This is a genomic window from Bordetella bronchialis, from assembly GCF_001676705.1.
Taxonomy (GTDB): Bacteria; Pseudomonadota; Gammaproteobacteria; order Burkholderiales; family Burkholderiaceae_B; genus Bordetella_C; species Bordetella_C bronchialis.
In genome coordinates, this window is the sequence record NZ_CP016170.1 from 4,777,021 (window position 1) to 4,791,000 (window position 13,980).

A 13,980-nucleotide genomic window follows, 5' to 3' on the forward strand; every position below is an offset into this window, starting at 1 on the left:
GGGCGGGCACGGTGCCTGCGTGCGGGCAACCAATAAACCGGCCGGAATGACCGGCCTGCCCAGGAGATCGCCATGACCCGGGACGACAAATCCCCCCGCCAACCCGATCCGCGCCCCGCCACCGACCATAGCGGCGAGCCGCAGGCGCATCGCGTTTTACGGCCGGATACAGAAAGGCCGAAGGAAGCCCATCCGCGCTCCCTGCAGAATCGCCCGCTGGACCCTAACTCCGCGGCGGAAAAGCGTTTTCCTCCCGGGGTCGATGCCGCCGACGTCTTCGATCCAGGGCGCCAGACCCCCGGCGCACCCCCGGTGGACAACCGCTCGGGGCGGAAAAACTAGCCGCCGGCCGTGCGCCGGGCACGCTGCTTGCTAAGTTGCGGCGCCGCGCCATTGCGGCATTCCCGTGGACAAGGAGAACTGTATGAATAAGGCGGAAATCCCTCTCGCGCAGCGCGACGCCCTGACCCTGATGCTGGATGAGCACTGCACGGTCAAGAAGCTCTTCAAGGACTTCGGGAAGACGGCCGACCCGGAGATCCGCGAAGCCATCGCCCACGAAGCCTGCATGACGCTGACCGTCCTGGCGCAGATCGAGGAAGAGCTCTTCTATCCCTTCCTGCGTGCCCAGAACCCGGTCGCCTTCGGCCGCCTGCTGGACAAGGCGGTGGTCGAACATGGCGTCGCGCGCAACCTGATCGCGCAGATCCAGGGCATGACCAGCGAGGACCCGCTCTTCCACGCCCGCGTCGCGGTGCTGGGAGAGTACATCGGCCATCACATCGAAGAAGAGGAAGGCGAGCTCTTTCCCAAGCTGGTCGTGCTGAATGTGGACCTGCGCGACATCGCCAGGAAGATGCAGCAGCGCAAGGAAGAAATCGCCACGGTGGCGCATCTGGCGTGACACCGGAATACCGGTGGGGATCGGATTGAAATGAAAATCCTGACGAAGGAAACCTCCGGGAGCCGGGCCACGCTCTGGCTGGCGCCGACCATGCAGGGAGGTTTCCGCTGGGAAGTCGAAGTCGTCGATACGGGTAAGACGGCGGTGCCCCAGGTCATTCAATCCCAGTTCGTTTTCCGCACGCCCACCGACGCCGCGCTGGACGGCATACGCGCCCTGGAAGAGCTGGCCGTACCGCCATGACGGTCGCCCGGCCCTTCGGGCTCGAGCGCAAGGGCCGGCCGGGAGCCGGCGGCCCTCGCCACCTGGAACGGAAGCCACGCGCCGCCTTGTGCGGCGCGCTTCTTTTGGGGGCCCGGCCCGTGGGCCGGGAGGTGCCCGCGCCGCGCTTATGGTTCGTGGTCCGGCGTTGGCGGTCCGGCGTTGGCGGTTCGTGGATCGTGGTCCGCTGGCCGGTACGGGCGCGGGCTCGCCGGCGGATTCATTGCGTGGGTGCGCCCTTGTCGCCCGGCAATAGCGTGGGCGGCGCATTCCGGGAGGCGGGCGATACCGTGCCCGGCGCGCCCGCCCCGCTGGACGAGGGGCTTTCGTCCGGGCTGGCCTTGCCGCTGGCGGCCAGCGTCTTGGCCAGGGCCAGCCCCGCGTCCAGATGCGCTTTCAGCGTGGGCAACTGCTGCTGCGCGTAGGCCTTGACCTCCGGATCGACGGCATGCTCGGCGGCGTCCACGAATAACTGGACGGCGTCCTGGTGGGCGGCGATGGCGACGTCGCCGGCATATTCGCGGTCGAACGGCGCGCCCGTTTCGGCCTGCAGGGCCTTGAGGATGCGCATCTGCGTGGGCGACGGATCGGCGGGCAGGGCCACGTTCCCGGCCTTGGCCAGCGCCTTCAGTTCGCGCGCCATTTCCGTGTGCGCCTCGATCATCTTGCGCGCATAGCCCTTCACTTCATCGTGTTCCGCATTGCGCAGCGCCAGCTGGCTGGCCTCGATTTCAAAGGCGCCGGCCTGCGCGGCCTGTTCCAGGAAGCGCGCGTCGCGGCGATCGGCTTCCTGCCCATGGACGGCGGCGGCGATGCCCAAAAGCAGTATCCCTATTGCCGCCCGTATTGGATATCCTGCACGTACCGGGTATTTCACGGCGATCTCCTGTGCGCGAAATATGCACCGCGCCGCAACCGCTGTACCCATCCATGGCGCGACACCGGTGAATGATCGTTGAAATGTCCGCATCGGATGTGGCCGCCCCGGCGTCCATATGCGATGAAAACCCGCTACAACTCCCGATCCCGCAAAACGGGGATACAAGTGAGGAGGACTGGGTGCAGGACACCGTGCAAATTTATGTGGGCTGCGATCCCAACAACGGCGATCTCGAGCAGATGATGGTGCTGGACTACAGCGTGCGCAAGCATGCGTCGCTGCCCGTCAGGATCCATTGGATGCGGCTGAACGCCGATGCGGACAGCCCGTGGTACTGCGATCCGGACACCGGCGGCGGCTGGCGCACCGAAACCTGGTCCACGCCATTTTCCGCCCTGCGCTGGAGCCTGCCGGCCTGCCGCGACTACCGCGGCCGCGCCCTGTACATGGACGCCGATATGCTGGTGCTGGAGGACATCGCCCCGATATGGACGCAGCCGCTGCGCGACGGCGCGGTCATGGCCGCGCGCCGGGACGGCGACGAATGGCTGTACTGCGTCACGCTATGGGACTGCGAGGCCGCGCGCCGCCATCTGCCGCCGCTGCACGAAATGCGGTCGGATCCCAAGGCCCACAGCCGTCTCAAGCGCTACTTCGCGCGCCATCCGCGCCTGGTGCAGCCGCTGGACCCGCGCTACAACTGCATCGACGGCGAGGGCCGGCCCGCCGCCGAGATCGGCATCCTGCATTACTCGGACATGAGCACGCAGTTCAGCCATCGCCACGCCATCCCGCGCCGGCAGGCCGAGGGCGGGCAGCACTGGTACGACGGCCCCGTGCGCAGGCATCCGCGCACGGACCTCGCGGCCTTGTTCGACCGCTACTACCAGGAAGCGCTGGACGCCGGCTATCGCCCCGAAGCCTACCGGGCCGCACCCTTCGGCCCCTTGCCCAAGGCCACGCAGCGCGATTACCCCGGCAATGTGCGGCGGACGCGGCGGGGCTGGATGCGGCGCCTGTTCGGGCAGCTGGGACCGTCCCGCAAAGCCTGAGCGGCAGGCCCCTCAGGCGAACAGCTGGCGCGCCTGCTTCAGCAATTCGCTTTTCTGCAGCATGCCCACCACCCTGCGGCCGTCGCGGTCGCTCAGCACCGGCGTGCGTTCGGCGGGCGACTCCACCACGGTCTGCCAGACGTCCAGCAGGCGCTGATCGGCATACACGACGGGAAAATCGGTGGTGGCCATGCGCGCCAGCGTGGTGTCCGCGCCCTCGCCCGCATTGACGCGCGCCATCAGGTCGTTCACCCATACCGCGCCCACGAAGCGCTGGGCGTCGTCGACCAGGAACACGAAGCGGTTGCGCTGCTTCAGGCCGACCTGCAAGGCGTCCTGCAGCGTCGCGGACAGCGGCGCCAGCAGGCCGATGGGCCGCATCACCGCCGCGGCGGTCGCATCCGCGAGCAGGCTGCGCCGTTCGTCGCGGGCGCGGTGCCGCGCGATCACTTCATAGGTACCGGTCAGGCGGAACAGCATAGACACCGCATAGGCCGCCACCGTAGCGATCATCAGCGGGAAGACGAACGACGGCTCGCTGGTCATCTCGAAGACCATCAGCGTCGACATCAAGGGCGCCTGCGTGGTCGCGGCCAGGGACGCCGCCATGCCCAGGACGCCGAACAGCACGGCGGCGTCCTGCAGCCCGAAGGCCTGCGCCGCAAGCGGCGCGCAGGCCACGCCGGTCAGGGCGCCGATCAGCAGCGACGGCGTGAACAGCCCGCCGATGGCGCCCGAACCCACCGTGGCCGCGGTCGCCAGCACCTTCAGCAGCAGCAACAGGAATAGCGGCGTGACCAGCGGACTGCCTTCCAGCAGGCGGGCGACGGGCGCGAAGCCGTTGCCCGTCACGTCCGGCGCCGCCAGCGTGATCACGCCGACGATCAGGCCGCCCACGCTCATGCGCAACACCAGGGACGAGAACGCCGTGGCGAACCACTTCCTTGCCAGCCGGGTGCTCCATAGGAACGCGGATCCCACCACGCCGGCAGCCAGGCCCAGGGCCACCACGGCCAGCACGCTCTTGCCGGTCACGTCGAAGGCATACGCGGGCAAGTCGTACAGCGGGTTGAACTGCCCGATGACGCTGGTTATCCAGGTCGATGCGACGGCGGCGGTGAACAGGTAGCCGATGCGCCGCAGCTCCAGCGAGCCGAAGGCGATTTCGGCGACGAAGACCGCCGCCGCGAGCGGCGTGTGATACACCGCCGTCAGGCCGCCCGTGGCGGCCATCGCCACCGCCAGGCGGAAATCCGCGCCGCGCACCGCGGGCAGCAAACGCGCGCAGAACACCGAGCCGGCGGTGGCGGACAGCTGCACCATGGCGCCTTCCTTGCCGATGGAACCGCCCGACACGATGGAGAAGAACGAAGACACGCAGCGCAGCACGGACGGCAGCACGGGAATGCGCGCCATTCTGCCGTCTATGGTTTCCAGGTATTCGGACACCACGCCCTGCTGCTTTTCCTGGCGCTGGGCGCGCGCCAGCAATAGCGCGGCGATGGCGCCGCCTATCGTGGGAAAGGCGATGCGCGCGTACCAGGGCAGGCCGGCGAACACTTCGGTGATGTCGGCGTCGGTGCCGAACAGCCGTGCCGACGCATGTTCCAGGGCCCAGCGAAACACATGCGCGGCCAGCGCGCCCAGTATGCCCATCGCGACGGCCAGGACGATGCCGCGCAGGTAGTCGGGCACGGTCCGCCCTTCCTTGTCCACCTTATCCAGGAAGCGTGCCTGCATGTCTCTCGTCCTTTTCAATGGCGCCGCGCATGGACGCCAGGCGGCATGTCCTTGCCATCCGCCGCGGGCGCGCGGTCATGACCGGTTCCTCAATACGGCGCGGAAGGCTTTCATCATCGGCGACCAGACCGCCTGCCTGCGGCTCAATAAGGAGATGTCGCGCTTGAGCGGCAGCGACGCTTCCACCGGCAGCGCCGCGACGCCGGCCTCGGCGTTGTCTTCCAGCAAGGAGGCCGGCGCCACCGTCAACAGGTCCGTGCCCGCGACCAGCTTCAAGGCGCCGGCGGAGATGAAATCGACTTCGAGCACGGCCCGGGGCAGCGGCTGGTCCGCCCGCGCGAACGAGGCGTCCAGGCGCTGCCGCGCCACCGAGGTGCGCTTGGGAAGTATCCAGCGCTGTTCCGCCAGATCGGCCAGGCCGAGGGCGGCGCGCTTGAAGAGCGGGTTGCGCCGGCCCGCCACCAGCCGCAAGACATCATGACCCATGGCATCCTGGCGCAGCACGCCGCCGCGCGTGCCGTCCGAGGGCGCCACGGCCAGGTCGAGGTCGCCGCGTTCCACCAGGTCGGGCAGTTCATCGGAAAGCCCCAGGGTCAGCACCACGCGCAGGCCGGGCTGGGCCGGCAACAGCGCTTCCAGGGCGGGCATGACGACGGTGTCCATGGTGGCGGCGGTGGCGCCCAGGCGCAGCAGGCCGCCGCCGCCGGCGCGCAGTCCCTCGGCGTGGCGCACCGCGTCATCGTATTGATTGACGACCTTGCGCGCATGCTCGGCGAACGCCAGCCCCGCCGACGTGGGGCGGATGGCGCGTCCGGCCCGGTCGAACAGCGCCAGGCCGGTCTCGTCTTCCAGGCGCTTGAGCGACTTGGACAGCGCGGGCTGCGTCACAGCGCAGGCCGAGGCCGCGTGGCCCAGGTGGCCATGGGCGACCACCGCCAGGAAATAGGAAAGATCGCGCAGGGAAAAATCCATGAATTCCAGTCATGCGATTCATAACCATCGGGAATCCAAAGTGTAGCGCGGCGCGCGGCTAGAATCGAGCCCATGAGCGATGCCCAGGACTCCCATGTCGTGAACGTGATGCCCGCGGATTGGCGTTTCGAGGCCGGTCCCGGCGAAGCGCTGGTGGGCGCGGCCGCGCGCGCCGGCATACGGCTGCCCGCGTCGTGCCGCAATGGCACGTGCCGCACCTGCATGTGCGCGCTGGTGGAAGGGGAAGTCGCCTATCCCGGCGGCCGGCCGGGCCTGACGGCGGAAGAAATGCAGGAAGGCTGGATACTGCCCTGCGTGGCGCGCGCCCGCACCGATTTGCGCATCGAAGTGCCGGACGCCGCGCCGCTGGAGATCGCGCCGCCCCGCCCCATCATGACGGGGCCGCGGCGCTGAAACGCATGAGTCAGCCCGCGTTGATGCGGTAATGGCTTTCGTTGAACTCGACGGCGGCCGGCGCCTCACGCTTGCTGTCAGTTTGCTGAATGGCAGCCGCGAGCTCCGCGGCGCGCGCGTCGATACGGGGCAGCGCCCGGGCCGGCTCGGACATCATGTTCTGGGGCAAGGCCTGATTGGGAACCCCCAGCAAAGTCAATTCCGCACCAATCAAACCCTTGAAAAGCTCGTTCATCGCCGCTACTCCTTACGCATAATCATCCGGCGCGAAATCGTCCGGTATTTGTAGATGGACAGGATAGGGAAAGCGCGGTTCCCGTGGAAGCCAAATAGTTTTATGGCGGCGATTGAACGCCCCTATGCACATCCATGAGGCAGCCGCGCGGCATTGCGCGCAAGGACCGGTTCCGCGGCGCGGCGCGAAAGGCTAGACTAAACCTCGCCCGCGCCGCGCCCGATCATCCAGGCGCATGACGCGGGCACGGATGCGGCGCACGCGAGCCCGCCGAAAGAACAGCGCCGCCACGGCGGCGCCAGAAAGACAACAAATCGGAGAAGACAAATGGGATCGACCTTCAAGGCGGCAGCCGCCGCGCTGGCCCTGTGCGCCGCCACCGTCTGCCAGGCGCAGGACAACTGGCCCGCCAAACCCATCACCATGATCGTGCCCTTTCCGCCGGGCGGCGTCGCCGATACCGTGGCGCGGCCGGTGGCGGACGCCATGAGCCGCAGCCTGAAACAATCGGTGGTCGTGGAAAACCGCGCGGGCGCTGGCGGCGGACTCGGCATGGGCGTGGTGGCGCGCGCCGAACCGGACGGCTACACGGTGCTCATGGCGCTGTCGTCCATTTCGATCATTCCGGAAGCCGACCGCATACTGGGCCGCGCGCCCATGTACCAGTTGAACCAGTTCAAGCCCATCGCGCGCTTCACCGCCGACCCGACGGTACTCGTGGTACGCGCGGACAGCCCCTGGAAGACCGCTCGCGAGTTCATCGACGACCTGAAGCGCCCGGACGCCACGCCGGTCAGCTATGGGTCGTCCGGCAATTACGGCACCATGCACGTTCCCATGGAAATGCTGCACAGCGCCGCCGGCATCAAGGTGCTGCACGTGCCGTACGGCGGCGCCGGGCCCGCCATCGTGGCGCTGTTGGGCGGGCAGGTCCAGGCGGTATCGACCGGCCCCGCATCGGTGCTGCAATACATCCAGGCCGGCAAGGTCAGGGCGCTGGCCACCTGGGGCGAAACCCGCCTGGCGGCGCTGCCCGACGTGCCCACGCTGAAGGAACTGGGCTACGACGTGACCTTCGCGCAATGGTCGGGGCTGTTCGTGCCCGCCGCCACGCCGGAACCGATCGTGCGGAAACTGCGCGCCGCGGCGGAAGCCGCCGCCAAGGATCCCAAGGTGCGCGATACCATCCAGCAGGCCGGCAGCCCCATCCTGTATCTGGATGCGGCGGATTTCCAGGCCTACTGGGACGCCGATGCGGCCAAGATGCGCGAGGCCGTGCGAAAGATCGGCAAGGTGGAGTGACGGCCCGGGATGGCCGCCACGGCGGCCGGCGCACGACGCCGGCGGTCGCATGGCGTGCTTCCCGCGGATACGTCCGCATGCGGGTGTATCCGCGCGACTGGACGCTAGCTCACGGTGTACCCGCGCCCGGTCATGCAGGCCGAGATCGCGCGGTTATAGGCGTCCACCATCACCCCCGTCGTCCAGGCATTGGGATGCACCGGGTCGTAGCCGCTCTGGTTCATGGCCCAGCCGTTGCACTCGCTGCGGTCGCGGGTCTGCTGCGCCTGGCTCTGGCCGCGCGCCGGATACGCGATCATGTTGCCCGTGGGCGCCGGGGGCGGCGCATAGACGGGCGGCGGCGTGTAGGCCACCGGCGGCGGCGTATACACGACGGGCGGCGCGGCATACACGGGGGCGGCATACACCGGCGCGGAATACACCACCGGCGGGGCGGCGTAGACGGGCGCGCTGTAGATGACCGCGGGCCGCGAATTGGCCGCGATGATGGCGCCGGCGGCGCCGAGCGCCAGCGCGCCGCCTACCCACCAGCCTGCCGAGGAACCATGCCAGCCGCCGTGGTAATAGCCATGCGCCATGGCCGGCGACGAAACGCCGGCGGCCGTCGCCAGCGCGAGAGCCGCGACAGCGGCCCGTAAGGGAAAGGTCTTCATCTGCTCTGCTCCATGCTTTCCCCGCGCGCAAGGGCGGCAGGAGAAACCATATCGCTACTCTACTCACTTTGGCGGCCTCCTGGCGAGCGAATCCCGCGCCGTGTAACACCGCGGTGGTTTCAGGGCATTTCGACGGCGCCTGGACGCATGTGCATAGACGCGCAAATTTAATCCGGGTAAAATTAGCGGCTCGTATCAAGCGATAGCAGAGCATCCACTCGTCCCGCAGACTCACCATGACACTTACCGTCCAAACTCCCTGCACCGCCTTTGCCGGACACCGCCGGCTCGCGGCGGGCCCGCTGGCCGACGTCGCGCTCGCGGTCAAGGCGGCGCTGGAAGAAACCGCCGCCGCCCAGCACGGCAGCGTCCTGACTTTCGACGACACCACTGGCCGCGTGGTGGATATCGATACGCGCGGCAGCCGCGACGATGTGCTGGCGCGCCTGGCACGCGCGCATGCCGCGATGGAAGCCGCGAGCGCGGACGCCGCCAGCGCGGACACAGGGCGCGCGGAGACCGCAAGCGCGAACCTGGCCGGCACGGGCGCGGCCTTGCGCCAGGGGCGCCGCGCGTCCCTGGCCTCCAGCGATGCCGGCGGCACGCCGCGCGGGCGCGGACGGCCGCGCCTGGGCGTCATCGCGCGCGAAGTCACGCTGTTGCCCCGCCACTGGGAATGGCTGAACGCCCAGCCGGGCGGCGCCTCGGTCGCGCTGCGCAAGCTGGTGGAAGCCGGCATGCGGGACCGCGGTTCGCGCGAGCGCGCGCGGCGGGAAGCCGCCTACCGGTTCATGTCGGCCATGGCGGGCGACATGCCGGGCTTCGAGGAAGCCACGCGCGCCTTGTTCGCCGCCGATACCCATGCCATGGCCGGACACATGGCCGCCTGGCCCGACGACATCCGTGAACACGCGCTGCGGCTGGCGTTCGCGGAACAGGAGCATTGATGATTTCTTCCCACGACAACGTCAGCATGGCGCTGTTCTGCGACTTCGAGAACGTCGCGCTGGGCGTGCGCGACGCCAACTATGAAAAATTCGATATACGGCTGGTACTGGAACGGCTGCTGTTGAAAGGCAGCATCGTCATCAAGAAGGCCTATTGCGACTGGGATCGCTACAAGACCTTCAAGTCCGCCATGCACGAGGCCAATTTCGAATTGATCGAGATTCCCCACGTGCGGCAGTCCGGCAAGAACTCCGCCGATATCCGGCTGGTGGTGGACGCGCTGGACCTTTGCTATACCAAGTCGCACGTCGACACCTTCGTGATCATCAGCGGCGATTCCGATTTCTCGCCCCTGGTCTCGAAGCTGCGCGAAAACGCCAAGCATGTCATCGGCGTGGGCGTGAAGCAGTCCACCTCGGACCTGCTGATCGCCAACTGCGACGAGTTCATTTTCTACGACGACCTGGTGCGCGAGAACGCCCGTTCTTCCTCGCGCCGGGGCGGGCGCGACAACGCCGCCGCACGGCGCGGCGGCACCGAGGAGCGGCGTCGCAAGGAAGACGTCGATACCCGCCGGAGCCAGGCCATCGATATCGCGGTCGAGACCTTCGAAGCCCTGGTCGCCGAGCGTGGCGACAGCGGCAAGATATGGGCATCGGCGCTGAAGGATGCGATCAAGCGCCGCAAGCCGGACTTCAACGAGTCGTACTACGGCTTCCGCGCCTTCGGCAATCTGCTGGAAGAAGCCCAGGCGCGCGGGCTGCTGGACGTCGGACGTGACGAAAAGTCGGGCACCTACGTCTATCGGCTGCATCCCCCCGCGCCGGAACCGCGGGCCGCGTCCATCGACGAACCGGCCCATCGCGAGGCCTATGACGCCAACCTGGACGAGGCCGCCCACGCTGGGGCCACGCCGCAGGAGGAAGCCGTCGCGCACGCCGCGCCGGACAAGCCCAAGCGCACGGGGCGCCGCCGCGGGCGCGGCGCCGCATCGCCGGCGTCCGACACCCCGGGCACCGATGACATCCAGGCCGAAGCGCCGGCGATGGACGTGCATGCGATCGAGCATGCCGCCGAAACGCCGGCGGCCGCATCGGCCGCGGACGCCTCGGCGCAGGCCACGTGGCCGGTGCAAGCGCCGCAAGCCGAGCCAGCCATGCCGATGCACGATGCTGCGACCGAAGAACCCGGCGCGCAAGCCCCGGCCGCGCCAGCGAAGGCGCCGCGCAAGACGGCACGCAAGACCGCCTCGCGAACGCGGCGTCCGCGCAAGACGGCGCCCTCCGGCAGCGAAACCTGAGCTAGACTCCCGCTTGGCCCGTCCCATCGGGACGGGAGTCTCTCAACGACGGCTTCTCCCAGGTGACATCCATGAAGAAACCCGCAAGCAGCTCCAAGAACACGTCCAAGAAAAGCAGCCTCGAAAAGCGCCGCATGGCGCCTCTGGCCACCCCGTCGGATATCTCCGCCGAAGGCACCCGCGATATCGGCGGCGCGCTGAACCGCCTGCTGGCGGATGTCTTCGCCTTGTACCTCAAGACCAAGAACTTCCACTGGCACGTCAGCGGCCCCCACTTCCGCGACTACCACCTGTTGCTGGACGAACAGGCCACCGAGATCTTCGCGATGACGGACATGATCGCCGAGCGCATCCGCAAGCTGGGCGGCCCCACGCTGAAGTCCATCGGCCACATCGCCCGCACGCAGCGCCTGCTGGACAACGACGCCGACTACGTCCAGCCGCTGGACATGATTGCCGAGCTGCAGGAAGACAACAAGAGCCTGACGTCCTTCATGCGCGAAGTGCATGACCTGTGCGACGAGCATCGTGACATCGCCACCGCCAGCCTGATCGAAAACTGGATCGACGAAACCGAACAGCGGACCTGGTTCCTGTTCGAGACCAGCCGCCGCGGCGACGCCACCGGCCACTGAGCCGGCGCCCCGCCTACGCGTCCCGCGCGCCCTCTTCCAGCGCGCGCGCCCGCGCCAGCAGCATGGCGCGGTCGCGCGCGTTGCGCGTCATGGCGGCCGCCTCTTCGAAGGCCGCGCGCGCCTCGGCCTTGCGGCCCAGGCGTTCCAGCAGATCGCCGCGCACGCTGGGCAGCCAGGGATACTGGCGCAAGGCAGGCTCATGGCCCAGCGCCTGCACCAGGGGCAAGGCGGCGGCCGGCCCCTGCGCCATGCCCACGGCGACGGCGCGATTCAAGGCCACCACGGGCGACGGCGCGCGGCGCATCAACGCGTCGTACAGGGCCACGATGCCATCCCAATCCGTATCGGCCGCCGTGGGCGCGCGCGCGTGGCAGGCGGCCAGCGCGGCCTGCAAGGCGTAAGGCCCCTGCCCGCCCAGGACCTGGGCCCGCGCCAGCGCATCCAGCCCGCTGGCGATCAAGGCGCGATCCCAGCGGCCGCGATCCTGGTCGGCCAGCAGCACCGGCGCGCCCTGGGCGTCCAGCCGGGCGGGCAGGCGCGATGCCTGCAACGCCATCAGGGCGAGCAGGCCATGCACTTCGCTTTCGTCGGGCGCCAGCCCGGCCAGCACGCGGCCCAGCCGTATCGCTTCCTGGCACAGCGCCGGCCGCATCCAGTCGTCGCCGGCCGTCGCGGCGTAGCCCTCGTTGAAGACCAGATAGATCACTTCCAGCACCGAGGCCAGGCGCTCGGCGCGCAGGTGGGCGGGCGGCACCTCGAAAGGCACGGCCGCCTTGGACAGGGTGCGCTTGGCGCGCACGATGCGCTGGGCGATGGTGGGCTCGCTTACCAGGAAGGCACGCGCGATCTCGTCGGTGGTCAAGCCGCACAATAGGCGCAGGGTCAGCGCGACCCGGGCATCCGTCGACAGCACCGGATGGCAGGCCGTGAAGACCAGGCGCAGCAGATCGTCGCCGATATCGTCCTGGCGCGCCGCATCCAGCGCGTCGACGAAATCCGGCTCCACGGCGGTGCCCAGGGTCTCCATGTCCTGCCCCAGCGCTTCCTGCTTGCGGGCGTGCAAGGCATCCTGGCGCAGCCGGTCCAGGGCGCGGTGCTTGGCGGCGGTCATCAGCCAGGCCCCGGGGTTATCCGGCACGCCGGTACGCGGCCAGTGCTCCAGCGCCGCCACCAGGGCGTCCTGGGCGTAGTCCTCCGCCAGCCCCACGTCGCGCACCAGGCGGGCGACGCCGGCGATGACCTTGGCGGCTTCCCTGCGCCATACCGCCTCGATCGCGGCGTGCGTGGCGGACCGGTTCATCGCAGCCTCCCGGCGCGGCGCGGCCGTGCCGTGCCGCGGTGCGGCTGGGCGGATATCGCATGGCTGTCTCCCGTTGCGGGGCGCCGCCCCGGCGGCGCCCATGCCTGTACGACGGCCATGCGGCGCGGCTTTCGACAGGGGCGAGACGGCTTGCGGGAAAACCCCAGCCTGGGCGTGGGGCATGGCGCGGCGACCGGCACGGCGGCGCCCGTTATTCGTAGCAGGGCGCGGCGCGGCGGACTTCGACGGTACACCAGGCGGCGGCAGGGCAGTCGGCCGCGATGGCCAGGGCCTCCTCCCGAGTCTGGCAATCCAGCAGGAAAAAGCCGCCGACCATTTCCTTGGCTTCCGCGAAAGGGCCGTCGGTCAGGCGCGCGCGGCCTTCGCGCACCTGGACGCGCGTGCCTTCGCTGTCGCTGGCCAGCGATTCGCAGGCCAGCAGTTTGCCGCGGGATTGGAGGTCCGCGGCGAAGCGCCGCATCTGGTCGTAGACCTGGCGGCCTTCGGCTTCCGAGCGCTGGGCGCGCTGTTCGCGCGGCTCGACGATAAGCAGCATGTAAGACATGGTGGCTTCCTCCGGCCGGGCGCGCCGGCGTGCAGCGCATTGTATCCGCTGCCCGCCGCGCGATGGACGTGCCGGCATGCAGGCGCCGTCGGCTGCCGTGGGGCGGCGCGCCCGAGCTTTCGGTAGTGGCGCCCATGGTGCGCACGACCTCGCCCACCGTGCGGCCGATGGTCGACCTTGGCCGTCTCGTGCGCCCAGGGCGCCGTGGGCCTTGAACATTAACGTGGCACGGCGCCGCGTTAAGGCGAATCAGCGGCCGATATATCGCCTTATTTTCGGTTTGTTGCAGCACGTTCCCTGCCCACAATACCGTACCCGCCGTGCGATCGCGGCTTGCCTGCAACGCGGATCATGAAGATGATGCCCAGCCATATCCAACGCGACAATCCCCCACCCCTGCTGTCCCGTGGCTTCCTGCGCCTGCTCGCCGGCCTGGGCGGCTGCCTGCTCGCCGGCGCCGTGCTGGGCTGGCCGGGCGATGCCCGCTCCGAACCGGCGGCCAACCTGCCGTCGCTGCGCCAGAAGCTGGTGCCCGCCAACGTGCAGCAATGCCGGTCGCTGCTGCAACGCAAGCCGCAGCTGGATCCGTATGCGCCGAAGTCGTCCGCCGCCTGGGAGGGCTATTGCAGTTGCGTCGGACAGGGCTATGTAGCCAACATGCCGGATAACGTGGTGCTGGCGTTCGCTTCAGGCAAGCTGCCGCAGGATCCCAACCAGCAGGCGGCCCGCATGCGGGCCGCCGCGGCAAGCCTGGACGCGGCGCGGGCGCGCTGCGCGGGCGCCCGCTAGGCCGGCCGGGGCCCGCATCCGGCGGGCACC

17 protein-coding genes are annotated in these 13,980 nt (G+C 69.1%); 10 read left to right on the forward strand and 7 right to left on the reverse strand.

Going from position 1 to position 13,980, the window contains the following annotated elements; genetic code table 11:
• The first annotated feature begins 72 nt into the window (after positions 1-72).
• The 3 genes from BAU06_RS21015 (at position 73) to BAU06_RS26760 (ending at position 1,147) form a co-directional block, all read left to right on the forward strand.
• Positions 73-342 (forward strand): hypothetical protein, encoded by a 270-nt coding sequence (locus tag BAU06_RS21015; RefSeq protein ID WP_066354901.1) that lies wholly within the window; start codon positions 73-75, stop codon positions 340-342.
• A gap of 82 nt (positions 343-424) precedes the next feature.
• A complete protein-coding gene (locus BAU06_RS21020; RefSeq protein ID WP_066354902.1) occupies positions 425-904 on the forward strand; it encodes a hemerythrin domain-containing protein in 480 nt (159 codons plus the stop codon).
• A gap of 30 nt (positions 905-934) precedes the next feature.
• Positions 935-1,147 (forward strand): hypothetical protein, encoded by a 213-nt coding sequence (locus BAU06_RS26760; RefSeq protein WP_066354903.1) that lies wholly within the window; start codon positions 935-937, stop codon positions 1,145-1,147.
• Positions 1,148-1,385: 238 nt separating this feature from the next.
• On the opposite strand, the gene BAU06_RS21030 is transcribed toward BAU06_RS26760, so the two are convergent.
• Positions 1,386-1,985 carry a DUF4142 domain-containing protein gene (locus tag BAU06_RS21030; protein WP_066354905.1) on the reverse strand — a complete coding sequence of 200 codons (600 nt, stop codon included), beginning with the start codon at positions 1,983-1,985 and terminating at the stop codon, positions 1,386-1,388.
• Positions 1,986-2,224: 239 nt separating this feature from the next.
• Here BAU06_RS21030 and BAU06_RS21035 point away from each other — a divergent pair, with 239 nt between their 5' ends.
• Positions 2,225-3,097, forward strand: a complete 873-nt coding sequence (locus tag BAU06_RS21035; protein ID WP_066354906.1) for a glycosyltransferase family protein — start codon at positions 2,225-2,227, stop codon at positions 3,095-3,097.
• Positions 3,098-3,109: 12 nt separating this feature from the next.
• On the opposite strand, the gene BAU06_RS21040 is transcribed toward BAU06_RS21035, so the two are convergent.
• Both BAU06_RS21040 and BAU06_RS21045 read right to left on the reverse strand, forming a co-directional pair.
• On the reverse strand, positions 3,110-4,837 hold the full coding sequence (locus BAU06_RS21040) for a chloride channel protein (protein ID WP_082988381.1): 1,728 nt from the start codon (positions 4,835-4,837) through the stop codon (positions 3,110-3,112).
• Between the two features lie 75 nt (positions 4,838-4,912).
• Entirely contained in the window at positions 4,913-5,809 is an 897-nt protein-coding gene (locus tag BAU06_RS21045; RefSeq protein ID WP_066354908.1) for a LysR family transcriptional regulator, read from the reverse strand.
• A 72-nt stretch (positions 5,810-5,881) separates the two neighbouring features.
• Here BAU06_RS21045 and BAU06_RS21050 point away from each other — a divergent pair, with 72 nt between their 5' ends.
• The gene (locus BAU06_RS21050) at positions 5,882-6,223 is read left to right on the forward strand and encodes a 2Fe-2S iron-sulfur cluster-binding protein (RefSeq protein WP_066354910.1); all 342 of its coding nucleotides are present in this window, start codon (positions 5,882-5,884) and stop codon (positions 6,221-6,223) included.
• 10 nt (positions 6,224-6,233) lie between these two features.
• Here the strand turns inward: BAU06_RS21050 and BAU06_RS21055 are convergent, their stop codons facing one another.
• Positions 6,234-6,458, reverse strand: coding sequence for a hypothetical protein (locus BAU06_RS21055; protein ID WP_066354911.1), 225 nt, complete (start codon positions 6,456-6,458; stop codon positions 6,234-6,236).
• Positions 6,459-6,785: 327 nt separating this feature from the next.
• Between BAU06_RS21055 and BAU06_RS21060 the strand changes: the two genes are divergently transcribed.
• Complete coding sequence (locus tag BAU06_RS21060) at positions 6,786-7,760, forward strand: tripartite tricarboxylate transporter substrate binding protein (protein ID WP_066354912.1); 975 nt, start codon at positions 6,786-6,788, stop codon at positions 7,758-7,760.
• Between the two features lie 104 nt (positions 7,761-7,864).
• Here BAU06_RS21060 and BAU06_RS21065 read toward each other — a convergent pair whose 3' ends face one another.
• Positions 7,865-8,413, reverse strand: coding sequence for a hypothetical protein (locus BAU06_RS21065; protein WP_066354914.1), 549 nt, complete (start codon positions 8,411-8,413; stop codon positions 7,865-7,867).
• Positions 8,414-8,649: 236 nt separating this feature from the next.
• On the opposite strand from BAU06_RS21065, the gene BAU06_RS21070 reads away from it, so the two are divergent.
• The 3 genes from BAU06_RS21070 to BAU06_RS21080 all read left to right on the forward strand — a co-directional run bounded on the left by BAU06_RS21070 (position 8,650) and on the right by BAU06_RS21080 (position 11,296).
• On the forward strand, positions 8,650-9,360 hold the full coding sequence (locus BAU06_RS21070) for a DUF2239 family protein (protein WP_066354916.1): 711 nt from the start codon (positions 8,650-8,652) through the stop codon (positions 9,358-9,360).
• On the forward strand, positions 9,360-10,661 hold the full coding sequence (locus BAU06_RS21075; RefSeq protein ID WP_066354918.1) for an NYN domain-containing protein: 1,302 nt from the start codon (positions 9,360-9,362) through the stop codon (positions 10,659-10,661). The genes BAU06_RS21070 and BAU06_RS21075 overlap by 1 nt, the downstream gene beginning before the upstream one ends.
• Positions 10,662-10,732: 71 nt before the next feature.
• The gene (locus BAU06_RS21080) at positions 10,733-11,296 is read left to right on the forward strand and encodes a Dps family protein (protein ID WP_066354920.1); all 564 of its coding nucleotides are present in this window, start codon (positions 10,733-10,735) and stop codon (positions 11,294-11,296) included.
• 13 nt (positions 11,297-11,309) lie between these two features.
• Here BAU06_RS21080 and BAU06_RS21085 read toward each other — a convergent pair whose 3' ends face one another.
• The gene (locus tag BAU06_RS21085) at positions 11,310-12,596 is read right to left on the reverse strand and encodes an RNA polymerase sigma factor (protein ID WP_066354923.1); all 1,287 of its coding nucleotides are present in this window, start codon (positions 12,594-12,596) and stop codon (positions 11,310-11,312) included.
• Between the two features lie 211 nt (positions 12,597-12,807).
• Entirely contained in the window at positions 12,808-13,161 is a 354-nt protein-coding gene (locus tag BAU06_RS21090) for a YciI family protein (protein ID WP_066354924.1), read from the reverse strand.
• Positions 13,162-13,512: 351 nt separating this feature from the next.
• Here BAU06_RS21090 and BAU06_RS21095 point away from each other — a divergent pair, with 351 nt between their 5' ends.
• The gene (locus tag BAU06_RS21095; protein WP_066354930.1) at positions 13,513-13,950 is read left to right on the forward strand and encodes a hypothetical protein; all 438 of its coding nucleotides are present in this window, start codon (positions 13,513-13,515) and stop codon (positions 13,948-13,950) included.
• The last annotated feature ends 30 nt before the right edge of the window (positions 13,951-13,980 follow it).